The following is a 20,936-nucleotide window of genomic DNA, read 5'->3' as shown; positions in this document are numbered from 1 at the left end:
ATACGTGTAGAAAAATAAGTAGATTCACCTCTCGTGGTTAGGACTTTAAGAGGTTTACATGATTCATCCAATAACCCATATAGGCTGATTGACATGCATATGATACAATAGGTGAAACCAATAATTAGGAGGTCTATTCATTTGATCGGACGTAGCGGAAATCCAACACTTAATGAAGAAACGTTTGCAAATCAGGGTAACTATGAAAATCAAGAACGAATGACGATCGGCGGTACCGTCAATAAATCGTTCATGGCACTGGCGCTGCTTGTTGGAGCGGCAGTCATATCGTGGACCATGTTCGCGAATGGATACAATATGAATCCATATTTAATAGGTGGAGTAATAGGCGGCGCGATTCTAGCACTTATTATCAGCTTTGTTCCGACAACGGCCCCGTTCCTTACGCCGATTTATGCGATAGCCAAGGGACTTTTCTTAGGTGCTATATCTGCAAGGTTCGAAGCATGGCAAGGAGGAATCACCCTTCAGGCAGTATTGCTGACAATGTGCGTATTCATGGGCATGCTGCTGGTGTACAGACTTGGGCTAATCAAGGCGACAGACGGATTCCGTAAAGGTGTCATTACGGCGACAGCAGGAGTTGCCCTTGTCTACTTGTTCAGCTTTATTTTGGGATTTTTCGGTATTACCATTCCTTATTTGCACGAGAGCTCGCTTATAGGCATTGGAATATCTGTCGTTATCATCATCATTGCAGCATTGAACTTCATTCTTGACTTTAATTTGATTGAAGAAGGTGCGGAACAGGGCGCTCCAAAGTATATGGAGTGGTATGGTGCATTCGGATTGCTCGTGACGCTTGTATGGCTGTACATTGAGATTATTCGTTTGCTTGCCAAGATCGCTAACCGAGATTAATAGGTCTGCTTGTATTTTTAAGCCATTCCTCTCTAGGGATGGCTTATTTCGTTTACTTCTGTAGAGATGAGTAGGCTGACATAAGCCGTTCACTCTTAGGCATATGGGAAGTGCTCTGCTCATTTATAGCTAATATAGGCTCCATTTTCGTTAAATTTATCCCTCGAGTAGAGGAATTCACCCTTGTAGTAGCATCCTGTATCCCTCTACAATGTAAGCAATTAGACCTAGTAGTTATCGAGCCTGCATCACCAGCCACGAGTAGTTCCGGTACTACCGCATATCCATTCTTATATTCACATCCAAATTTACTTTTTCCCGAATAGACATTCATCTTATCCTCATCACCGTATAGGGCATACCCAGTTTCGTAAGCGCTTTAATTAATCGAGTTCTCACTCCTTTCGAAAGCGCTTTAATTATTGCCAGACCACACTTTTACAACTTCTCGGTAGCATTCGCCTACATCATGATCATATTTCATTCCGCTTTTCATTCTGGCAAGGAGGTGATCGCTGCCACAATGACTTTGTAATATCCACCGTAACAATTCAAAAGAGGGTTATACCAACAACAGTCAACAAGATACAGCCTCATTTCGCTAACTCCAAGATACGCAGAAGCTTGAATGGTAGGATAGTGCCATTTTTTTAGGCTTGGACAAATTTGAACATGCGGGAGTGTTATGAGATGAAAAAAAGCTTGATGTTGTTAATGATTATCACCTTGATGGGCATGATGGCTTTGTCTGGTTGCGGCAGTAAAGATGCGGGGAAACCGGCTGAACCAGCGAAGGAGCAGGCAACAACGACAACACCGCAGGAGCCTGCGAAGCAAGAACCTGCTAAAGAGGAGAAGGTTGAAGAATTCTCCATGGTCATTCGTCACATCAACGTCCGTGACACTGCGAAAGCGACGCTGAAGCAGCTGGAGGATGTTGTAGCGAAGACAGAACAGGATGTTCCTGGCTTGAAGTTCAAGTTGGACGGGGTAGAGGATACAGTTAACCGCGACGTGAAGCTGAAGGCGGAGATGTCTGCCGGTACACAGCCTCCGATCTTCAACCTGTTCGGTGGCGATGACACGGTGAAGTACTCTAAGGCAGGACGTTTGCTTGATTTGACTGGGATTTTGGATGAACTGGGCTTGAAGGATGCATTCTTCAACTTAAGGGAATTTACAGTGGACGGTAAAATTTATGGCCTCCCTGAGGCTGGTTATATTGAAGGCTTCTTCTACAACCAAAAACTGTTCAAGGATGCGGGCGTAGAAGTGCCTAAGACATGGGATGAATTGATCAAAGTGTGTGAAGCCTTGAAAGCAAAAGGTATTACACCAATCGCGTTGGGCTCAGGCGCAGGGGATGGCTGGGCAGCCAACATGCTTGTGAACTCCCTGTTCGTCGGCTTGGGCGGGCCAGAGCTGCAAGAAGGCTTTGCATCCGGAAAGACAAAGTGGACAGATCCAGCAATCATCGAGACATTTAAGCGCATTCAAGATTTCAAAAATAAAGGCTATATTGACCCGAACGTACTTGGTCTCAAGTATCCGCAAGGTCAAGCGAATTTCTATACAGGCAAGGCTGCGATGCTGTTCGATGGCAGCTGGGCAGCGAATGCAATTACAGGAGATACTTCTACAGTGAAGGATGTAGCTGGATTCTTCCGCATGCCTGATGTTGGCGGACCTGGCGACGGCTTGATCAATGGCGGTTGGTCGAACGGATATGGCTTCTCCGCTACGCTGAAGGACAATGAGCTGAAGGCCGTTAAAGCATTCATTAAAAATCTATACACGATCGAGGAACAAAAACGCAGTCTCGTTGAATCCAGCCGTATTCCTGCAATGAAGGGTGTGAGCGGTGTCGAGGGTGGTACGGAATTAGTGAAGGCGCTCGGCGAATCGCAAGGCTCTGCAAAAGGTGCATTCCCGGCATTTGATGCGCTCGTACAGAAGAGTGTGAAGGTAACATTGGAGCAAACGGTACAAGAGGTTCTTGGCGGCAAGCTCACGCCTGAGAAGGCAGCTGAGCGTATGCAGCAAGCACAAGAAAAGGGCAATAAGGAAGGGAAATAATCTCGTCGTATTGCATAGTTGGGGGCCGCAGCAGCGCTGTGGTTCCCCTTTCTTATCAGGGTTGATGCGTACATGCTGGTTCGTTAGGCATTACAGCTCTGACCAGGAAGAAATAGCAGCTGATCAGGCAGTCTTCATCTATGAACGGACTCCAGCAGGTGTTTTCCTATCATTTTGTCCCGGTTATGGCCCCACGCTCACCGGATAATGGGAGATGTGAATCATGAACAAGATACTCCGGAATCGTGTCGCTTTCTTTCTGTTTGTAGTTCCGGCACTGGCACTTTACATTACGTTCTATTTAGTGCCTCTATTCAAGTCGCTTCAATATTCCGTAACGAGTTGGGACGGCATTACGGAGCCAGTCTTTAACGGATTCGATAACTTCGCCAAGGCATTGTCTGATGAGAAGTTTTGGATCGCGTTCAAGAACAATATTTATTTTGTGTCTTTCTCCGTATTCATTCAGGTACCCATTATTGTGTTCGTCTCCATATTGGTCAGTGGTGTAAGGCGGATGCTTGATTTCTACAAGCTGACTGTATTTATGCCGAGTATCCTCTCAACCGCTTCGATTGCGGTTATTTGGCAGTTCATTTATTCTCCCGATGCAGGTCTGCTCAATCAAATCTTGAAAGCAGTCGGCCTCGATACATGGACAAGATTGTGGCTGGGGGATGAGAATACCGCAATGCTGTCCGTACTCGTGACCAATGCTTGGCAATGGACAGGATTCTACATTGTCCTTGTGTTGGCGGGTATATTCGCGATTCCGAAGGAAATGTTGGAGGCTGGAGAAATAGATGGTGCGGTCGGCTGGCGCAAGGCATGGCTGCTAACCATTCCGCTCATTCGCCCAGTCATTGTAGTAACGATGCTGCTCTCCATCACGGGTGCCATGAAGGCGCTGGATATTGTACTCATCATGACTAACGGCGGGCCATTCGGCAGCTCTGAAGTTATGGCGACGTACATGTATCAGCAGGCATATGCGCTTGGCGACTTCGGTTATGCGAATGCCATTGCGATCATCATTACGGTATTTACCGCAATTCTCTCGCTCATTTACCATATCATTAACAAGAAGACGTCGAAGGAGGCGGAATACTAATGAGGGCTTATCGATCCAAGCGTATTCTGTCTCATGCCGTGCTTCTCATCTACGTAGTCATCGTTATTTTCCCTATATTGTTCGTTGTGCTCTCTTCCTTTAAGGACAATACAGAGATCTTCAATAATCCTTGGGGATTGCCAGCGAAGTTAAGCTGGGACAATTATGATAATGCCTTGTCGAGTGCACATATAGGCCGGTACTTCGTGAACAGCTTATACATTAGCGTGATCGCGACGACCGCGACCATACTTCTCTCTACAGCGATTGCTTATGCAGTTACACGGATGAGGTTCCCGTCTCTAAGCAAGCTCGTAATGGGGCTCCTGCTACTGTCGATCCTCATTCCACCCGCATCGCTGCTTATACCACTGTATATGATGATTAAGGACTTCGGCATCTACAACACGCCGTTCGCCCTGATGATTCCGTATGCGGCATTCGGCATCCCTTTAACGACGTTCGTCATCGCTGCCTTCCTCAAGTCGATTCCGACAGAGCTTGAAGAAGCAGGGGTTATGGATGGACTGTCCACTTACGGATTGCTGCGCCGTATCATTATCCCATTGACGATGCCAACTCTCGTCACGGTCTTTATTTTGAACTTCATCAGCCACTGGAACGAGTACATTATGGCGAACCTGTTCTTGTCCGATCAGGAGCTGCGTACGCTGCCGGTTGCAGTCGTATCCTTTGCCGACAAGTTCAATATGAACTACGGGGCGCTCACTGCAGCCATTACGATCAGCGTTGTGCCTGTCATTGTCATTTATGGTGTTCTGCAGAAGCAAATTATTGAAGGTGTGACAGCAGGAAGCGTTAAGGGGTAATCGATTTAGCAAATAGCTAGAATTAGGGAAAGGGCTGTCTTCTCGTCATAGAGGGCAGCCTTTGTCATGTTGGATAGAGGAAGTGGATTGCATGCGATTATGCTTGTTCGTTATCGTATATCAGTTTCAGTACCTTGAAAGGGATGCTTTGGGGAAGGAGGATGCCCTCTTCCCATACGCGAGAAGGCCTACCCATGAGAGCAGGCCTTTGTTCGACGGAGGATGATACGAGGGTGAATGGGCGTGATTAGATGATGGATAGAGAACCGCTTCTAATCAAGTTCAATGTGGGGGAACCTTCAGTAAGCACAAGCCTCTCTTCCGCATCACGCGCTTCTTGCTGGGGCTCGATAACGTATCGATAGTTTACGGCATGTTCAAGCAGATACGGCTCTTCTCCATTCACGTAATCGAGATAGCGTGCACGCAAATTCGCAGTCTGTTCCACATAGAGGACTTTGTACATCCGATTGTCCAGCTGCTTCGTCAGGAACACAAAGATTCCGATCGCTTCAGGGATAAGCTCCGCTGATTCAGGGGTAAATGGCAGTACTCGCGACCAATCCGCCATCTTCATCGCCTCCATTTCGTTTAAAATTATTCAATATGGTCAATATGGCGTGTAAACAAGACCGTCCGCAGATACCCTCAGGCCTAGCTCAGAATTGATAGCACAAATAGCTAAGCAGACCTGCATAATCTCGGTAGATGACCTTAGCCTCGCGTTCTGGTTCTCCGCTTCCTAGTGCGATCAGGATCGGAACGAAATGCTCCGGTGTAGGCACAGCAAGCTTCGCGTAGGGAGCGTCTTCGGCATAGTTGAATAGCGCTTCATAGTCTTTGCGTTCAATGTTGTCGATCAGCCAATCGTCGAATTCCAGCGCCCATGATTCTGTTACGTCACTATGCAGGCTTAGATTGTGAACGGTCACGCCGCTTCCGATAATGAGCACACCTTCATGCTGCAGCTCCCGAATGGCACGGCCAATCAAGAATTGTTCCTTAGCGCTCAGATTCGGGTTTACTGACAACTGTACGACAGGAGTGGAGGCGTTCGGATCGAACTGCTTGAGCAAGGACCATGTGCCATGGTCAAGCCCTCGCTCGGCATCCAGCTCACTCTGGATATCGTGTTGGCTCAATAGATTGTGGATGCGGAGAGCCAGCTCTTTATTTCCCTTAGCAGGATATTGTACGGCGAACATCTCATCCATCCACCACGGACCGAAGTCATGAATGGTGTGGTAGGTATCGTCCGTGTACGTTATTCGCGTGCTGGATTCCACTTCCCAATGTGCAGTGAATACGACGAAGGCAGTTGGCTTTACAGGCAGATCCTTGGCAAATTGAGCTAAAAATTGAGTATAGTCATTCTCCTGAATGGCGATGAGCGGCGATCCATGTGCAAGAAATAATACAGGCGCCGAAGTCGTTGTAGCGGTGGACATGATTCACACACCTTCCTTTTTTATATCTCTTAGCGTTAAATCACATAATCAGCAGGTCGGCTGACACGGGAGAGGAACTGCTTCGTCCGCTCGTGCTTCGCAGCTCTGAAGATTTCTTTCGGTGATCCTTCTTCCACGATCGAACCCTTATCGAAAAAGATCACTTTATCTGCAATTTCCTGCACAAACCCCATCTCATGAGACACGATAATCATCGTCCGTCCTTCCCTTGCAGCTGCCCGAATAACGGCAAGCACTTCGCCGACCATCTCCGGATCAAGTGCGGAAGTCGGCTCATCGAGCAGAATTACCTTCGGTTGAAGGGCGAGTGCCCGGGCAATGCCCACACGCTGCTGCTGACCGCCTGATAGCTCGCGAGGGTAGTAGTCTTTCCGATCTTGAAGTCCGACTCGATCTAAGTAGCTGCTTGCGATGTCATGGGCTTGCTGTGTCTTCATTCCTTGTACCGTCACGAGACCTTCCATAACATTTTCAAGAGCTGTCTTGTACTTCAGTAAATGGAACTGCTGAAATACCATTGCGGTATTGCGGCGCAAGTACAGAATGTCGCGCTTCGTCGCCTTGGACATATTAAGCTCGTAGTCGCCCAGTGCAATTGAGCCCGCTTGCGGTGTCTCCAGGAAGTTCAGGCAGCGAAGCAGTGTAGACTTGCCTGAGCCCGAAGGGCCGATGATGGCGACAACCTGACCTTCCTCAACCGTCAGATCCACATGGTGCAGCACGACATGTTTACCGAATGTTTTGTGTAAGCCCTGGATTCGGATCATCGGCTGCCACCCTCCTCTCGTTGACCTTCAGCCGCTTTTCCCAACGCGCAATTAGGCGCTCTATCATAATTGTCACGAGCCAGTAAATGATCGCAAGCGACACATACACTTCGAAGAAGCGGAAATTGCGGGAAGCCATCAGCTTGCCTGCGGCTGTCATCTCCACAACCGAGCATACAAAGGCAAGTGAAGTGCCCTTAATCAACCCGATTAGAGAATTGCCGAGGGTTGGCAGTGCAACGACGAGCGCTTCGGGCAAAATGATGCGGCGCAGAACCTGCATTGTCGTCATTCCCATAGAATATCCGGCTTCAATGCCACCCTTATCGACAGATTGGATAGCAGCCCGAATACTCTCTGAGTTGTAGGCTCCTTCATTCAAGGCAAAGGTGATGAGCACGAAGATCATCGGCGGAATATGGTTCGTATTGTAGTCCGTCCCGTAATAATAATTGATATACTGCATAGCCATCGGAACCGCATAGAAGGCCAGATAGAGCTGAACGATAATCGGTGTCCCTCTCATGAAGGAGACATAGAATGCCGACAGAGAGCGGAGCACGGGAATTTGCTTAATCTTGATTAGTGCCGTCGCAAGGCCGATCAGCAGGCTAAGAAGCATGGATGCAAAGGCAATTCCTAGCGTGATCGGCAAGTACGCAAGCAGTTCAGGAATTTGACTGAACACGAGTTCTACATCAAATAAATTGGGCATGCACATCACTTCTTTATGGATATTTGGAATGGAGCAGGCTTGATTATCTCGTATAGTCGGCTCCTAAATATTGAATGGACAGTTCCTTCAGCTTGCCATTGTCCAGCAGTGTGCGCAGCGCACCATCGAATGCATCGCGAATGGCAGGGCCGTCGCCTGTTTTGCTGAATATGAAATAGGCTTTCGGGTTTTGAATCTTTTCGATTTCTTCCTTAGGGAGCTCTACTGTATCAAGCGCAATGCCGTATTCCTTCTCAATGTCTCTCAGCATGACTTTTTCAGCAAAGGTGAAATCGGCTGCTCCATTGGAAATGTCTTGATAGGTTTTGATCTGATCTTGTTCGGTGTAAGCAGGCTTAATCTCTTTGTCCGGATGCTCCTTGTTGAATTGTTCGACGAACAGCTGCTCGAATCCACCACCAGGACTGATTGGGATCGTTTTTCCTGAAAGATCATGAATGGATGCAATGTCCGTACGGCCTTTCTTCACCACTACCACGGTGCGATTGAAGTAGTAGTATTCGTTGCCAAATAGATATTTTTCTTCGCGTTCCGGCTTCTTGGTGATGTTATTGGCGCCAATTTGATATCGTCCAGAGTCGATGCCAGCGAATATGCTTGGGAACTCGGTCTTCTCAAACTGAATGTCATATTGCGGGAGCAGCTTGTCAATTTCCTTCAAGACAGCAATGTCGTAGCCATCGAGGTTGTTGTTCGGATCCACATATACATAAGGCTTCGGTCCGCCGCTCGTGCCGACTAGCAAGGTCTTGACCTTCTGCTCGCCGGTAGATGATGCTTGATCGGCTGCCTTGCTGCATCCTGTGGCGATTACGGTGAGTGCCACTGCAGCTGTTACGGTCAATGCCCAGAGTATTCTTTTCTTCTTGTTCATATTCGGCGTTCCTCCCTCGACTTCTATATCCGAGTAATCCTATACGGTTATTTGTTTGCCATCATACGGGATAACGTGGTGTAAATATAGTAAAAATCGGAACAGCGCTAAATTTGTTGATAAGAACAGCTACTTCAGCTGTGAGAGATCCAGAGGAAGAGAGGGTCGAAGAGGATTGACAGCAAACAGAAGATTTGATTTTAATATAATTAATCCGATAGGATAAATATAATTAATGTGGGGGTGATCATGTCATGAATGCACAGCCTGACAACTTGGGATATTTCCCTCATCAGCCATCCTTTGAACGGAAGCAGATGAACTACTTCGACAATCGGCTGTCGGCTTATCCCAAGCCGATGGGGATTCAGTATTATACGTTTTCCTTGGATGAAGCAAGCAGCCATCCGATGATGATACTGCCTGATGGGAGTATTGATATTATGATTTGCTGTGATCAGGATCGCCCAAGCGCTAACGTATGCGGAACGGTGACTTCAGGCAAGCAAGGCGGGTTCCGCCAAGGGAACTGTGATGTGTTTGCGATTCGCTTCTTTCCCGGCTATGGCAGGCATGTGCTTCGCTATCCCGCCCATGAGTTCACTGATCGCGAGATCCCACTAGCTGATGTGATCCGCAATTCCTCCATACTGCTGGAGCAAATTGCAACAGCGAACAATATGCCGGCAAGAATCGCGATATTCGAATCGTTCTATCGCCAGCTTATCCAAGAAGAGGACGAGACACCGCCTTGGCTGAAGCATGTAACGGAGCAAATCATTAGCAGCAGCGGATCGCGAAGTATGTCCGATTTATCGCAGCATACAGGGTATTCGTCACGATATATTGCGAAGGTATTCCATGAATATGTAGGGATGTCCCCGAAGCTGTTCAGCCGTATCGTGCGCTTTCAACATGTATTGGACGCCCTGCTGCGTTCGGATTATGAGGGGGTAATGGAGGAGATGATGGAGCTGGGATATTACGACCAGAATCATTTCATTAAGGAGTTCAAGGAATTCAGTACGTTTACGCCTAAAAAGTACATGGAACAGCTATGAATTCATCCGCCGCATCAATCACCCGATAGTTCAAGTAGCAATAAGCCAAGACGGAAGATTAGATATTCTGTTCTTCTTGCACGGAAGATGGACATATAAAAAGCCCCTCTAACTCGTTGAAGGAGTAGGAGGGGCATAACATCTATATTACTTTTTCAATAATAAATAGACGAAGTATGGTGCACCAATCAGTGCGACGACGATGCCGACCGGAATGCCATCAGGTTCCAACACGTTGCGTCCAATCGTATCCGCCACCAGCAGCATCCAGCCGCCTAGCAGTATCGCTACCGGAAGGAAGAGCTGGTGCCTTGGGCCGACCAATGCTCTGGCAATATGCGGCGCCATCAATCCAATGAAGGCGATTCCGCCAGTCACGGAGACGGCTGCGGCAGCTAGTGCAACGGCAGCAATCAGCAATGTCAGTCGTTCCTTCTCGATGGATACGCCTACCCCGATTGCGACAGGCTCATTGAGTGCCAGTAGATTCAGACGATTCGCTTTATATAAGGTATAGGGGATCAATACAACCAGCCAAGGCAGTATCGCCCAGATAAATGGCCAATCTGTTCCCCATACATTCCCCGCAAGCCACTTCGAGATGAAATCAACCTTGGCCCTTTCCGAAGAGGAGATAAGCACGATCATCGTTCCTGATAATGCCATGGAGAAACCGACACCAGTCAGCACCAGCCGTACAGGCTGCAGCCCTGATGTCCGTTGATACGAAAATAGATAGATAAGAGCTGCTGTAAGCACAGCCCCGATAAAGGCGACAAGAGGCAGCATATATGCGAATGAGCCCATGTCTATGGGAACGAACAGGAAGAACACCGAAATAGATACACCGGCCCCAGCATTAATACCAAGTATTCCGGGATCGGCGAGATCATTGCGTGTTACGCCCTGCAGGATGGCTCCTGATAAAGCCAGAGCCATGCCGGATAGGAGTGTAATCAGGATGCGCGGCATTCGGATAGAATACAGCACGAAGTCCTCCTTGAACGTCCCCTGCCCAAGCAGGGTAGGGAGCAACCGATCATAGGATAATGATGAGTATCCGAGACCCATTCCGACGATGACAGTTAGCAGAATAAGCCCGAGCAGCAATACGAGAATAAGCCGCTGCTTTCTCAACAGAGAGGGTAAGATCATGAGAATGCTTTGCCTCCTTTATGTACAATGAACAGGAAGAAGGGCAGACCCAGCATGGCAACGATGGCTGCTACAGGTGTCTCGTATGGGCTATTGATTGTTCGTCCAAGCGTATCGGCAAGCAGCATGAAAGTAGCGCCCGTAAAGATGGACATTGGCAATATAAATCGATAATCCGTGCCGACCATAGCTCGTACAATATGAGGAATCATGAGTCCGATAAAGGCCATATTGCCAACAAGTGCTACAGATGCGCCGGCAAGCAGAACGATGACGATAAATAGGATGATCTTCACCATGAGTGTTTTCTGACCTAAACCCACAGCGACCTCTTCATTCAGGCTTAGGATGGTCAGCTGCCTGGAGAAGCCAATTGCAATCAAGATACCAACGAGGACCACGGGAACGATAATTTGAAGCTGACTCCAATTGGTACCGATAAGGCCACCTGCAGTCCATAAGGAAATTTCCCGAGATATCTTAAAATAAAGCCCTGTCCCTTCCGCTACCGCGATGAGGAAAGCGGTGACGGCAGCGCCAGCTAGAACGATACGAAGCGGGGAGAAGCCTCCCCTCTTCATTGCACCGATGCCGAATACGATAAATGCACCAACCGCTGCACCAATGAAGCAAGCAATCGTAATCGCATAATAGTTGGCGCCAGGAATCAATGCCAGTGTAATGGCCAGCGCTGCATTGGCGCCGGCAGTAAGCCCGAGCAGGCCAGGATCAGCAAGCGGGTTGCGTGTCATGCCCTGCATGATCGCACCTGCTACAGCTAGGGCGGCACCGACGACCATCGCGCCTATTTCGCGTGGAAGACGGATATCTCGTAAAACGGAAATGTTGTCACTTGTAGCATTCGACGTAAGGGCAAGCCACACATCGCGCAGCGAAGTGTCAGCGGCGCCGAATACCATTGCCACGACGAACATTCCTGCACATAAGAGGATTCCGACAATTAACTTGCCTATAAACGGAATCGTACGTTGATTCGAGTTCACCATGCATAATGTCCCTTTCTCATAATGGTGCTTAGAATACAGGAAAAGGAATTCTTAAATTTAAGAATTCCTTCTCCAGACGTTACTTGCTTGCCGCGAAATCTTTACTGAATGTCTCCAATTGGAAGTCCAATGTGAGCGGGTCATTGAAATAGAATTCATTCATATTAACCTCGAACACGCGATTGTTCTTCACGGCAGGGATATTTTTATACGATTCCGTTTCTTGGAATGAATTGTCACCAGCTTTGTTCTTACTGAGAATGACATAGTCGCCTGCGAATTGCGTAAGAACCTCAGTAGAGAGTGCGAAGTAGCCAGGTCCCAACGCTTTTTCTTTGACTTTCTCCGGCATGTTCAGCTTCATCTCTTGGTACAGAATTTCCGTTCCACGGCCCCAGTTGTTGCCGTACACATACAATTGCTTATTGAAGTTCTCGATAACCGAGACAGTTGCATTTTCACCGATTTTGGCTTTAATGTCTTTGCCAGCTTGTTCAGCACGCTTTTTGAAGTCGTCGATCCAAGCCTTCGCTTCAGCTTCTTTGTTCAAAAGCTTGCCGATCTCCAGATGCTGTGTTAAATAATCGACCTTGCCATAAGTGAATGTAACGGTAGGGGCAATTTGGTTCAGCTTGTCAATATTTTTAATGCCTGACAAACCAATGATCAGATCCGGATTCAGTTCAATAATTTTCTCCAGGTTCTCATCAGACACTTCAGCAACATCTTTCAATTTCGATTCAAAGCGAGGGTTCTGCTTCGCCCATGTATCTACACCGACTAGATTCACGTTCAGTGCCATGACATTCCCTGCGAAGGAAGATAATACGACAACACGCTTCGGATCAGCAGGGACCTTTACTGGCCCATTTTCTGACTGATATGTAATCGTGTCGGATTTGCTTTCTTTGTTCTCCGCTGCATCTTTCTTCGGCTCGGCAGCAGGGCTTGTGCAGGCGCTAATTGCGAGCACGAATATGAGCATAAAGGGGATGAACCACTTCTTCATGATGCTGTTGCTCCTTTAATTAAGTTATATGTGATACACATCGGCTTGTTCGTTCGAGGATCCCGTCCGATTTCAGCATCGATTTGAAACACCTTTTTCAGTACGTCTGAGGTCATAACCTCTTCGCAGTCGCCAGCCTTGACGATTTCGCCATTCTTCATTGCGATGATGTAGTCGGCGAATCGAGCGGCCTGGTTCAGATCATGGAGAACCATGACAATGGTACGCTCCTGCTCTTCATTTAGGCGCTGCAGCAGCTCTAATACTTCAAGCTGATGAGCCATGTCCAAATACGTTGTCGGTTCATCGAGGAAGATGATCTCCGTCTCTTGGGCGAGGGCCATTGCAATCCAGACGCGCTGGCGCTGGCCGCCGGAGAGGGCGTCTACAGGGCGATATTTGAAATCAATCGTCCCGGTCACTTCCAATGCCCAGTCGATGACTTCGATATCCTTCTTCGTTAAGCGTCCGAAGCCGCGCTGATAAGGGAATCGGCCATAGGAGACAAGCTCGCCAACCGTTAACCCGCTAGCACTTTCCGGGGTTTGAGGCAGAATGGCCATTTTCTTCGCCAGCAGTTTCGTATTTTCTCTGGCAATGTTCTCACCATCGAGGATGACATTACCGGATTGGTGGGGAATAATGCGAGTAATTGCTTTGAGCAGTGTAGATTTACCGCAGCCATTGGAGCCAATGATCGTTGTGATCTTTTTATCGGGAATAGGTACACTTAGATTTTTGACAATTAAGCGTTCACCGTAACCAATGCTTAAATCATCTGTATATAGGCGAGCCATGCTTCAACCTCCATTTATTTATGGAAAAGAACGAGCGTTATCGACATTAATTGATAATGATTATCAAGATCATTTCTTTCCATAATATAAATTCCTGCATATCGGTTGTCAATAGTAATTTTTGTTGTAAAAGGGTGATGAATCGGATATCATTGATAATGATAATCAATACCAACGAGTTTCTGAGGAGTGAAAGGGAAATGGATCAGGAACAATTATTTGATGTGACGGTCATTGGAGGAGGCCCAGCAGGGCTGTACTCTGCTTTTTATAGTGGACTACGTGAAATGAAAACAAAGCTGATCGAGTATCAGCCACAGCTTGGCGGCAAGGTGCATGTATATCCAGAGAAAATGATCTGGGATGTCGGCGGACTAACACCTCTTACAGGAGCACAGTTAATTAAGCAAATGGTGGCGCAGGGTTTGACATTCGACCCAGAGGTTGTACTTAATGAGAAGGTCGAATCGATTGCTCGCAATGAGGATGGCATCTTCGTACTGGAAGCAACCTCCGGACAGAAGCATTACTCCAAGGCGGTCATCGTGGCAGTCGGCGGCGGAATTTTGAACCCAACCAAGCTTGATATTGAGGGTGCGGAGCGCTTCGAAGTAGCGAATTTGAATTATACGGTGAAATCACTCAGGAAGTTTAAGGATAAGGTTGTGGTCATTTCAGGCGGCGGAAACTCTGCCATTGACTGGGCGAACGAGCTGGAGCCGGTTGCGAAGAAAGTGTATTTGACGTACCGGAAGGGTAAGGAGTCTTTGTCGGGTCACGAGGCAACGATTACGCAGCTGATGAACAGCTCTATTGAGTGCTTCTTCAATACTTCCATTACGAAGCTGATTGCAGCAGACAACCATGAGACAATTGAGCGAGTTGAACTGACGAATCAAACGACAGGCGAGAAGGAAGTATTGTCGATTGACGAAGTGATTATCAACCACGGCTATGAGCGGGATTCGAGCCTCATCGGCAACAGTGCATTGAAGATTGAGCAGGTAGAGGACTTCTATGTGGCTGGCAATGCCAGCAGTGAGTCTTCGATTCCGGGGCTGTACGCAGCAGGGGATATTTTGCATCATGACGGGAAGCTGCACTTAATTGCAGGCGCCTTCCAAGATGCGGCCAATGCGGTGAATAAGGCGAAGCAATTCATTCAGCCGGATGCAAATGGCTGGGGAATGGTATCTTCCCACAACGATGTGTTCAAGGAACGCAACCGTGAGCTTGTGAAGCAGATGATGAATTCATAATAATAACGAAGGGACGCACCAAGGCTTGTTGCTGCAAGCTAAGGGGCGTCTCTTTTTGTTTGCCTGAATCCATCGAAGTATCACGGGAAAAAGCCGATTGGGTGACTAAGAGCGCGGGATATCTATTGTGCTACGGACCTATTCTAAGGAGTGTGTTTGATGATGCCACCATTGAGCCTATTTGATTGGGGTTGACGGATAAATGTCATAGGCGTACAATCAGTTAAAATTTCAGGGGGCGATGGCATGTTGGAATCATGGAGCACAGCGGATGACTTGGTAAATAACCCTTATTTTCAACGGGAGGAGGTGCCGTTCAATCTGCTGTACCGCATTTGCGAGTTGGATGGGGCAACTTGTCTCAAGTCGAAGGCTGGCACCTTGATATTTGCACAGTCTCCTGGACATAATGGGTGGCTTTGGATGTTGAAGGAGATAACGGATTCGGAACGTGATGAGCGCTTGAGAGAGCTTGCGGAAGTGCTTGAATCGCATGAATTGCCTGGCATTACGGGATTGCCGAACACAGTGGAACGATTCGCCAATCTGTATGCGAATGCAAAACAGCTGCACTATGACACCCACATGGGGATGGAATCGTATTGCTGTCCGAAAGTGCTCAAGCCACAGCATGTAGGCGGAACAATGGAAAAGGCCTTGGTAAATCGTACGGGTATCGTGGCTTCGTTTTTGGCAGGATTCTCGGAAAGTGCATATGGAGTAACCGTCACGCCTGAGAGCCAATTGTCGGCGGCTGAAGGATTGATTGGTCAAGGGAATCTATATTTCTGGATGGTCGATGGTCGGCCGGCATCGATGGCAAATATTGCGCACCGATCGCCACGCCATGGACGGATTAATGCGGTTATACGCCGCCTGCATCACGGAAACAGGGCTATGCGAGTGCCCTTGTAGCGGAGGTATGTGAGCTGCTGCATAGAGAGTCCCTGCTGCCGATGTTGTATGCGGACTTGACTAATCCCGACTCCAATAATGTATACCAGCAAATTGGGTTTGTGGACAGCGGCAAAGTGACAGACATTAGATTTAATAGAGGGTAAGCACAACAGGGGCAATCATTAATGCATTTATGATGCACCGAAGAACCGAAGCATTGAAGCTATCAGGCAAGCGTGCCTATAATACATAAGAAGGGAAGCCTTCGGCAGTTCAATCTGATCCGAAGGCTTCTTATTGTTTGCGTAAAGCATACAGTTAGTTGATTAGTCGAGCGCTTGTACCAAGCTTGCACCGAATTGTGCGGCGCCATCCGGGCCGTCGGCGGTAATAATATCATCATGGACGACCACATGCTGTGCGATATACGTGACATTGTTCGCTTTCAATTGGTCAATTTGGATATCAAGTGGATAACATGTCGCTTCTCTGTCTGTAAGCAGTCCAGTACGGGCAACCGTAACAGCGCCTGCGCAAATGCCGGATACAAGCACGCGTTCTTGATGTGCCTGCTTCAAGTATTGCTGAAGCTCCTTGTTATCCCACAGATAATCATTCGTGCCAGAACCGCCGATAACGGCTACGACGTCATAGTCAGCAGCGGACACATCGGAGAAAATGACTTCTGCCGTGGCTTTGCCTTGGAAGTCGCCTGTGATCTCGCCGGTTGTGGTGCTGGCAATGGTTACGTTCACTCCTGCCTGCTCCAAGGCAGCTTTTGGCTGGAACAGCTCATCTTCATTAAATCGTTCAGGTGGTATAATAAATAAAGCTTTTTTATTCATAAAATATGGCCTCCTATTCGTGGTACACAGTTAAGTTGGTGTCAGATCCGTGCTGCAGCACGTACTGAATCACTTCTGAATATAAAGTGAATCTTGATGTTGCGATCATCGCTGTAAGATGTGTCTTATTGTACCGACGCTCTCCCATCCTGTGAAGAATGCACTTTTTTGTGCGGAGGTTACCTATAGGTTACTTATTGAAGAAATAAGGAGTTAAGAATCGATGTCTGATACATTGCGAGAAGAAATAAAAAAGAAAATCGTGAACGGTGACTTTAACTGTGAAAAGGAATTGACACTATCCATTATCAGTGGAAAGTGGAAGGTCGTCATTCTCTGGCACTTGGGCGTCGAAGGCCCTCATCGCTTCAGTGATCTCCAGCGTTTGTTCCCGAAGGTATCTCATAAAATACTGACCAACCAACTGCGCGAGCTGATGGAGGATGGAATTGTGCATCGGGAGGTGTATCCTGAGGTGCCGCCCAAGGTTGAGTATTCCATGACGGAGCTTGGCATGACGCTGCTGCCTCTCGTGGAAATGATGTATGAGTGGGGAAAAATGCGAATGGATCAAATCAAGCAGGAACTGGGGATCGAAGGCGAAGGCTGTGCATCTCATCCATGCAAGGAACAACGTGGCTGAGCAGGATAGCGGTCTTGTCGCCGTGAGGCAGTAAGTGTGATCTAGATCACGTTGATTTTTCTACATGGATTCTTTACAATAGGTGGAAATCAAGATGAGAAGGAGTGGGAGTATGAATTGGAAGCCGAAGACGAACCGTTCATTCGATATTTCATTTTCATATTTTTTCATTCCATAAGAACACTAAGGCATTCGCTGCTTTAGTGTTTTTTTATTTTGCCAATTTCTACGGAGGTGTGGGGATGACGAGATACAAGCGAGTCATGATTAAACTTAGCGGCGGTGCTGTTGCAGGAAGCAGTGAATTCGGCTTTGCTCCTGACAGACTAGAGCATATTGCTAGTGAAGTGATGTCCGTCGTGGAGCTGGGTGTTGAGGTGTCGATCGTCATTGGGGGAGGAAATATATTTCGTGGAAATATGGCGGAAAGTTGGGGGATTGAGCGCGCAGAGGCCGATAATATCGGGACACTGGCGACCGTCATCAACAGTCTTATGCTGCGAGGCGTTCTGAAGGCGAAGACCGATAAGGAGGTGCGCGTCATGACCGCCGTGCCGGTTACTTCTGTTGCAGAGCCGTATATTCGCTTGCGAGCGATTCACCATTTGGAGAAGGGGTATATCGTCATATTTGCCGGGGGCAACGGCCAGCCTTATGTCACCACCGATTATCCCTCTGTGCAGCGGGCAATTGAGGTGAATTGCGACGCTCTGCTCGTGGCGAAGCAAGGCGTTGACGGTGTGCTTGAGGCGGATCCGAGAACGAACAAGGATGCGAGAAAGTTCGCCTCTCTCCATTACAACGATGTGATCCAGCATAATTTGAGGGTGATGGATCAATCCGCATTTATTTTGGCGAGGGACTTCCGTCTGCCTATCCATGTGTTCAACTTCGATCGGCCGGGGACGATGCGTGACATATGTGAAGGGCAAAATAATGGCACATTAATTAGCGAAGAATCAATTCTACAGTTTGATTAATACAGAAGAGGATCCACAAGCGTGGAGTAAAAGAGATCTGCGTTTTGGTTTATCATGACTACACTATATTTTAAAAAGCTAGATGATACCACAGTTGATAAGGTGAATGATGCCTACATAGTTGTTTTGTAAGGATAAGATTGGCCTATGAAAGTAGAAAAGGTATAGCCAGGGATCGGCTATGCCTATTTTTGTTGGCTTATTACTTCCGCGATTTCCTCGCAATATTTCTGAATATTTCGAAAGGAAAGACGTTACCAGCACTACTTAATTTTTAGAGCAGCACCTACTGCGTAACAAAACCATCCATTAGCTTGTCCATGAGCCGACGAAATGAATGTTGGGCATTCCAAGCAGGACTTGTGAACTTCAGTGGGAAAATATAGACTTTATTTGATTGAAGTGGAGTTTAAAGCAGAAAAACTATGTGTGAATAAACAATACTCATTTGGGTCAGAAGAAACTGCAACGAACTTATCGATACGCTGGGCTGCAAACAACAAGAAGAAGGAGAGTATCATGGAACACATCATTAGAGATGGCTACAAATTAGCGATTATAGAGCAAGGAGCGAAAGAAAACGCACCTATATTTGTAATCGGCAGCGCAATTTATTATCCAAGATTGTTTGAGCATGACGTTTTTTCTAATCTGCATCTCGTTTTTATCGATCATCGAGGTTTTGCGAAGTCTGCAAATGATAATGCACCGTATTCACTTGATAATATTGTAGAAGATATTGAAGCGATGCGTGTGAAATTGAACCTCCCCAAAATCATCCTGTTAGGGCATTCCGGACACGGATTTATGGCTATGGCTTACACAAATAAATATCCCGAGCGGGTATCGGCAGTGATACTGGCTAATCTTGCGCCAACGAATTCGAAGGAGCGGCAGGAGGGGAGCATTTCCTATTTTGAACAAACAGCTGATGAGGCGAGAAAGCAGTATTTCTACACGGAAATCGCCAAGCTGGAAAATGATATTAAACAGAATCCGAAGCACCGATTCAGCCATATGAATATTCGTATGCAAGCGCACAGCTTTTATCATTACGAATTTAATGGCGCGTATTTGTGGGATGGAGTGGTAAACAATATGCCGGCTCTGGATCATCTGTGGGGAGTAGAGTTTGCTGTATTCGACACACAATCCGCCCTGCACCATCTTAAAGTCCCCTGTCTGCTCATGTTAGGCGCGTATGATTATTTAGTTTCTCCAATCTCGCTCTGGGATGCCTATCTAGAAAAAATGCCGTCGATCAAAAGGGTCGTTTTCGAAAAGAGCGGGCACAATCCGATGCTGGAGGAACCGGAGAAATTTGCGGATTCGCTTCGGTCTTTCATTGCCGGTTTGTAGACCACTGCGGCTGTGGAACGCAAGATGTCTTCTTACACACTAAGGATTGATGAAGCTTGGAGAGACTACATTTTTATCAGCAATGGAAAGCCCTCAATTGTTGCTAGAATCAATGAGTTTGGGAATCTTGTGAACATCAGCCTGGATCCATTGAGAAAATAAAGATTCAGTAGTTGTTACGAATGGGACAGTTATGCCACCATCATTTCACGACCGTAGGAGGGCGCCGCAACTGGCGCCCTTACGTAAAGTAATGGATCGGTATACGCAATAAATAAATTAAGAAGGGAATTCGTGCAGCGTGATTCGATACAGCTTTATTTCTTTCTCCTTACCGGGATCCACACCTCGCAAATTGACTCAACTCTTTGATCATCCACCCAGTAATATTTTTCAATACAAGGACCCTCTACCTGCTCGAAATTCGTGGAAGGGAACCACTCGGAATAGATCCGTCGCCATACATTCTGAATTTCCTGACCGGAGTCCGGCTCGTCCGTTAACGTTTCCCTACTTTCAAATACGGCGTAAGTGATAGCCGGGATATGCAATACATCAAATTCAGAAGGGACTTCTTGTCCCTCGGGAAGGTCATAACCCATCAGATAGCGCTTCGTTCCATCCTCTTCAAAATCATAAAAATAGCCATAGAGCAGATTGTGCGCAGGTTGACCCAATATCTCGTTTATTCGATCATGCGTGCCATCATTCCAAATTCGTCGAACGAATTCAGGAATTTCTTTGTAGGGATCGTTATAGATGGTGATACTTTTCCCAATGACCGTAGATTCGACTTCTTCCATCATGCGATAGTTCAAAGCAGACTCCCCTTTGATTTGAATGTGAAAGGAGATTGGAGCGAAGGACTTCAGCTTCACATCCATTGAAAGTGATATCGGGATGACAATGCCGATCGGGCAATAGCATCGATATCAAGCTCGGATTGCAGATGCTCCTCCATATAATCAATTGCGTTGAGCAGCATGATGAGTGCCTCCATTTTCCCTCGTATCCTTTCCTGCATTCAGTGTATCGTTGCGGCACATGTATGTCCTGTCTTTGTGTGCGCGGGAATGTCAGGCTTCTCTTAGTAGTACATTTTAGCGCTAATTATACCTGTTGGCATTCGCCATGCTCTATGAAAACAATTGCTTATTGCCTATAACGGGAAAGACTCTT

22 protein-coding genes are annotated in these 20,936 nt (G+C 47.2%); 11 read left to right on the top strand and 11 right to left on the bottom strand.

All coding sequences use genetic code 11. The features are described from left to right. Nucleotides 1–141: 141 nt before the first annotated feature. From PBN151_RS12900 to PBN151_RS12885, 4 genes are all read left to right on the top strand, one after another. Nucleotides 142–882 (top strand): Bax inhibitor-1/YccA family protein, encoded by a 741-nt coding sequence (locus tag PBN151_RS12900; protein WP_028533287.1) that lies wholly within the window; start codon nucleotides 142–144, stop codon nucleotides 880–882. Between the two features lie 690 nt (nucleotides 883–1,572). Continuing rightward, a complete protein-coding gene (locus tag PBN151_RS12895) occupies nucleotides 1,573–2,958 on the top strand; it encodes an extracellular solute-binding protein (protein ID WP_072729236.1) in 1,386 nt (461 codons plus the stop codon). Between the two features lie 223 nt (nucleotides 2,959–3,181). Beyond that, on the top strand, nucleotides 3,182–4,069 hold the full coding sequence (locus PBN151_RS12890) for a carbohydrate ABC transporter permease (protein ID WP_021257421.1): 888 nt from the start codon (nucleotides 3,182–3,184) through the stop codon (nucleotides 4,067–4,069). After that, nucleotides 4,069–4,899, top strand: a complete 831-nt coding sequence (locus PBN151_RS12885) for a carbohydrate ABC transporter permease (protein WP_028533289.1) — start codon at nucleotides 4,069–4,071, stop codon at nucleotides 4,897–4,899. The genes PBN151_RS12890 and PBN151_RS12885 overlap by 1 nt, the downstream gene beginning before the upstream one ends. 247 nt (nucleotides 4,900–5,146) lie before the next feature. Here the strand turns inward: PBN151_RS12885 and PBN151_RS12880 are convergent, their stop codons facing one another. The 5 genes from PBN151_RS12880 to PBN151_RS12860 all read right to left on the bottom strand — a co-directional run bounded on the left by PBN151_RS12880 (nucleotide 5,147) and on the right by PBN151_RS12860 (nucleotide 8,745). Then, entirely contained in the window at nucleotides 5,147–5,470 is a 324-nt protein-coding gene (locus PBN151_RS12880) for a hypothetical protein (protein WP_072729235.1), read from the bottom strand. 88 nt (nucleotides 5,471–5,558) lie between these two features. Beyond that, the gene (locus PBN151_RS12875) at nucleotides 5,559–6,347 is read right to left on the bottom strand and encodes a dioxygenase family protein (RefSeq protein WP_072729234.1); all 789 of its coding nucleotides are present in this window, start codon (nucleotides 6,345–6,347) and stop codon (nucleotides 5,559–5,561) included. A 35-nt stretch (nucleotides 6,348–6,382) separates the two neighbouring features. After that, nucleotides 6,383–7,135 (bottom strand): amino acid ABC transporter ATP-binding protein, encoded by a 753-nt coding sequence (locus PBN151_RS12870; RefSeq protein ID WP_072729233.1) that lies wholly within the window; start codon nucleotides 7,133–7,135, stop codon nucleotides 6,383–6,385. Next, the gene (locus PBN151_RS12865) at nucleotides 7,098–7,850 is read right to left on the bottom strand and encodes an amino acid ABC transporter permease (RefSeq protein ID WP_072729232.1); all 753 of its coding nucleotides are present in this window, start codon (nucleotides 7,848–7,850) and stop codon (nucleotides 7,098–7,100) included. Before PBN151_RS12865 ends, PBN151_RS12870 begins: the two co-directional genes overlap by 38 nt. A gap of 43 nt (nucleotides 7,851–7,893) precedes the next feature. Continuing rightward, the gene (locus PBN151_RS12860; protein ID WP_072729231.1) at nucleotides 7,894–8,745 is read right to left on the bottom strand and encodes a transporter substrate-binding domain-containing protein; all 852 of its coding nucleotides are present in this window, start codon (nucleotides 8,743–8,745) and stop codon (nucleotides 7,894–7,896) included. A 254-nt stretch (nucleotides 8,746–8,999) separates the two neighbouring features. Here PBN151_RS12860 and PBN151_RS12855 point away from each other — a divergent pair, with 254 nt between their 5' ends. Next, nucleotides 9,000–9,806 (top strand): helix-turn-helix domain-containing protein, encoded by an 807-nt coding sequence (locus PBN151_RS12855; RefSeq protein WP_072729230.1) that lies wholly within the window; start codon nucleotides 9,000–9,002, stop codon nucleotides 9,804–9,806. 147 nt (nucleotides 9,807–9,953) lie between these two features. Here the strand turns inward: PBN151_RS12855 and PBN151_RS12850 are convergent, their stop codons facing one another. From PBN151_RS12850 to PBN151_RS12835, 4 genes are all read right to left on the bottom strand, one after another. Continuing rightward, on the bottom strand, nucleotides 9,954–10,961 hold the full coding sequence (locus PBN151_RS12850) for a FecCD family ABC transporter permease (protein ID WP_072729229.1): 1,008 nt from the start codon (nucleotides 10,959–10,961) through the stop codon (nucleotides 9,954–9,956). Then, nucleotides 10,958–11,968 carry a FecCD family ABC transporter permease gene (locus PBN151_RS12845; protein WP_028533295.1) on the bottom strand — a complete coding sequence of 337 codons (1,011 nt, stop codon included), beginning with the start codon at nucleotides 11,966–11,968 and terminating at the stop codon, nucleotides 10,958–10,960. The genes PBN151_RS12850 and PBN151_RS12845 overlap by 4 nt, the downstream gene beginning before the upstream one ends. A gap of 79 nt (nucleotides 11,969–12,047) precedes the next feature. After that, nucleotides 12,048–12,977 carry an iron-hydroxamate ABC transporter substrate-binding protein gene (locus PBN151_RS12840; protein WP_072729228.1) on the bottom strand — a complete coding sequence of 310 codons (930 nt, stop codon included), beginning with the start codon at nucleotides 12,975–12,977 and terminating at the stop codon, nucleotides 12,048–12,050. After that, nucleotides 12,974–13,774, bottom strand: a complete 801-nt coding sequence (locus PBN151_RS12835; protein WP_072729227.1) for an ABC transporter ATP-binding protein — start codon at nucleotides 13,772–13,774, stop codon at nucleotides 12,974–12,976. The genes PBN151_RS12840 and PBN151_RS12835 overlap by 4 nt, the downstream gene beginning before the upstream one ends. A gap of 200 nt (nucleotides 13,775–13,974) precedes the next feature. Here PBN151_RS12835 and PBN151_RS12830 point away from each other — a divergent pair, with 200 nt between their 5' ends. The 3 genes from PBN151_RS12830 (at nucleotide 13,975) to PBN151_RS31900 (ending at nucleotide 16,094) form a co-directional block, all read left to right on the top strand. Continuing rightward, nucleotides 13,975–15,033, top strand: coding sequence for an NAD(P)/FAD-dependent oxidoreductase (locus PBN151_RS12830; RefSeq protein WP_072729226.1), 1,059 nt, complete (start codon nucleotides 13,975–13,977; stop codon nucleotides 15,031–15,033). Between the two features lie 246 nt (nucleotides 15,034–15,279). Then, nucleotides 15,280–15,948 (top strand): hypothetical protein, encoded by a 669-nt coding sequence (locus PBN151_RS12825; protein ID WP_227774611.1) that lies wholly within the window; start codon nucleotides 15,280–15,282, stop codon nucleotides 15,946–15,948. Between the two features lie 14 nt (nucleotides 15,949–15,962). Next, nucleotides 15,963–16,094 carry a GNAT family N-acetyltransferase gene (locus PBN151_RS31900; protein WP_227774620.1) on the top strand — a complete coding sequence of 44 codons (132 nt, stop codon included), beginning with the start codon at nucleotides 15,963–15,965 and terminating at the stop codon, nucleotides 16,092–16,094. A 162-nt stretch (nucleotides 16,095–16,256) separates the two neighbouring features. On the opposite strand, the gene PBN151_RS12820 is transcribed toward PBN151_RS31900, so the two are convergent. Then, the gene (locus PBN151_RS12820) at nucleotides 16,257–16,775 is read right to left on the bottom strand and encodes a DJ-1/PfpI family protein (protein ID WP_072729225.1); all 519 of its coding nucleotides are present in this window, start codon (nucleotides 16,773–16,775) and stop codon (nucleotides 16,257–16,259) included. Nucleotides 16,776–16,998: 223 nt separating this feature from the next. Here PBN151_RS12820 and PBN151_RS12815 point away from each other — a divergent pair, with 223 nt between their 5' ends. The 3 genes from PBN151_RS12815 to PBN151_RS12805 all read left to right on the top strand — a co-directional run bounded on the left by PBN151_RS12815 (nucleotide 16,999) and on the right by PBN151_RS12805 (nucleotide 19,757). After that, nucleotides 16,999–17,418 carry a winged helix-turn-helix transcriptional regulator gene (locus tag PBN151_RS12815; RefSeq protein ID WP_072729224.1) on the top strand — a complete coding sequence of 140 codons (420 nt, stop codon included), beginning with the start codon at nucleotides 16,999–17,001 and terminating at the stop codon, nucleotides 17,416–17,418. Between the two features lie 242 nt (nucleotides 17,419–17,660). Continuing rightward, complete coding sequence (gene pyrH / locus PBN151_RS12810) at nucleotides 17,661–18,398, top strand: UMP kinase (RefSeq protein WP_065291025.1); 738 nt, start codon at nucleotides 17,661–17,663, stop codon at nucleotides 18,396–18,398. A 519-nt stretch (nucleotides 18,399–18,917) separates the two neighbouring features. Beyond that, on the top strand, nucleotides 18,918–19,757 hold the full coding sequence (locus tag PBN151_RS12805) for an alpha/beta fold hydrolase (protein ID WP_072729294.1): 840 nt from the start codon (nucleotides 18,918–18,920) through the stop codon (nucleotides 19,755–19,757). Between the two features lie 317 nt (nucleotides 19,758–20,074). Here the strand turns inward: PBN151_RS12805 and PBN151_RS12800 are convergent, their stop codons facing one another. Continuing rightward, nucleotides 20,075–20,575, bottom strand: a complete 501-nt coding sequence (locus PBN151_RS12800; protein WP_227774609.1) for a GyrI-like domain-containing protein — start codon at nucleotides 20,573–20,575, stop codon at nucleotides 20,075–20,077. Nucleotides 20,576–20,936: the final 361 nt, after the last annotated feature.

This window comes from Paenibacillus sp. NAIST15-1 (genome assembly GCF_001894745.1).
In the GTDB taxonomy this organism is placed as follows: domain Bacteria; phylum Bacillota; class Bacilli; order Paenibacillales; family Paenibacillaceae; genus Paenibacillus_B; species Paenibacillus_B suaedae.
Note: the sequence above shows the minus strand (reverse complement) of the source record. Positions and strands in the feature narration are given on the sequence as shown.

Bases quoted from the DNA above. Each gene is read 5' to 3' on its own strand.
- PBN151_RS12895 (WP_072729236.1), top strand. From the start codon at position 1,573: ATGAAAAAAAGCTTGATGTTGTTAATGATTATCACCTTGATGGGCATG.
- PBN151_RS12890 (WP_021257421.1), top strand. From the start codon at position 3,182: ATGAACAAGATACTCCGGAATCGTGTCGCTTTCTTTCTGTTTGTAGTT.
- PBN151_RS12885 (WP_028533289.1), top strand. From the start codon at position 4,069: ATGAGGGCTTATCGATCCAAGCGTATTCTGTCTCATGCCGTGCTTCTC.
- PBN151_RS12880 (WP_072729235.1), bottom strand. From the start codon at position 5,470: ATGGCGGATTGGTCGCGAGTACTGCCATTTACCCCTGAATCAGCGGAG.
- PBN151_RS12875 (WP_072729234.1), bottom strand. From the start codon at position 6,347: ATGTCCACCGCTACAACGACTTCGGCGCCTGTATTATTTCTTGCACAT.
- PBN151_RS12870 (WP_072729233.1), bottom strand. From the start codon at position 7,135: ATGATCCGAATCCAGGGCTTACACAAAACATTCGGTAAACATGTCGTG.
- PBN151_RS12865 (WP_072729232.1), bottom strand. From the start codon at position 7,850: ATGCCCAATTTATTTGATGTAGAACTCGTGTTCAGTCAAATTCCTGAA.
- PBN151_RS12860 (WP_072729231.1), bottom strand. From the start codon at position 8,745: ATGAACAAGAAGAAAAGAATACTCTGGGCATTGACCGTAACAGCTGCA.
- PBN151_RS12855 (WP_072729230.1), top strand. From the start codon at position 9,000: ATGAATGCACAGCCTGACAACTTGGGATATTTCCCTCATCAGCCATCC.
- PBN151_RS12850 (WP_072729229.1), bottom strand. From the start codon at position 10,961: ATGATCTTACCCTCTCTGTTGAGAAAGCAGCGGCTTATTCTCGTATTG.
- PBN151_RS12845 (WP_028533295.1), bottom strand. From the start codon at position 11,968: ATGGTGAACTCGAATCAACGTACGATTCCGTTTATAGGCAAGTTAATT.
- PBN151_RS12840 (WP_072729228.1), bottom strand. From the start codon at position 12,977: ATGAAGAAGTGGTTCATCCCCTTTATGCTCATATTCGTGCTCGCAATT.
- PBN151_RS12835 (WP_072729227.1), bottom strand. From the start codon at position 13,774: ATGGCTCGCCTATATACAGATGATTTAAGCATTGGTTACGGTGAACGC.
- PBN151_RS12830 (WP_072729226.1), top strand. From the start codon at position 13,975: ATGGATCAGGAACAATTATTTGATGTGACGGTCATTGGAGGAGGCCCA.
- PBN151_RS12825 (WP_227774611.1), top strand. From the start codon at position 15,280: ATGTTGGAATCATGGAGCACAGCGGATGACTTGGTAAATAACCCTTAT.
- PBN151_RS12820 (WP_072729225.1), bottom strand. From the start codon at position 16,775: ATGAATAAAAAAGCTTTATTTATTATACCACCTGAACGATTTAATGAA.
- PBN151_RS12815 (WP_072729224.1), top strand. From the start codon at position 16,999: ATGTCTGATACATTGCGAGAAGAAATAAAAAAGAAAATCGTGAACGGT.
- pyrH (WP_065291025.1), top strand. From the start codon at position 17,661: ATGACGAGATACAAGCGAGTCATGATTAAACTTAGCGGCGGTGCTGTT.
- PBN151_RS12805 (WP_072729294.1), top strand. From the start codon at position 18,918: ATGGAACACATCATTAGAGATGGCTACAAATTAGCGATTATAGAGCAA.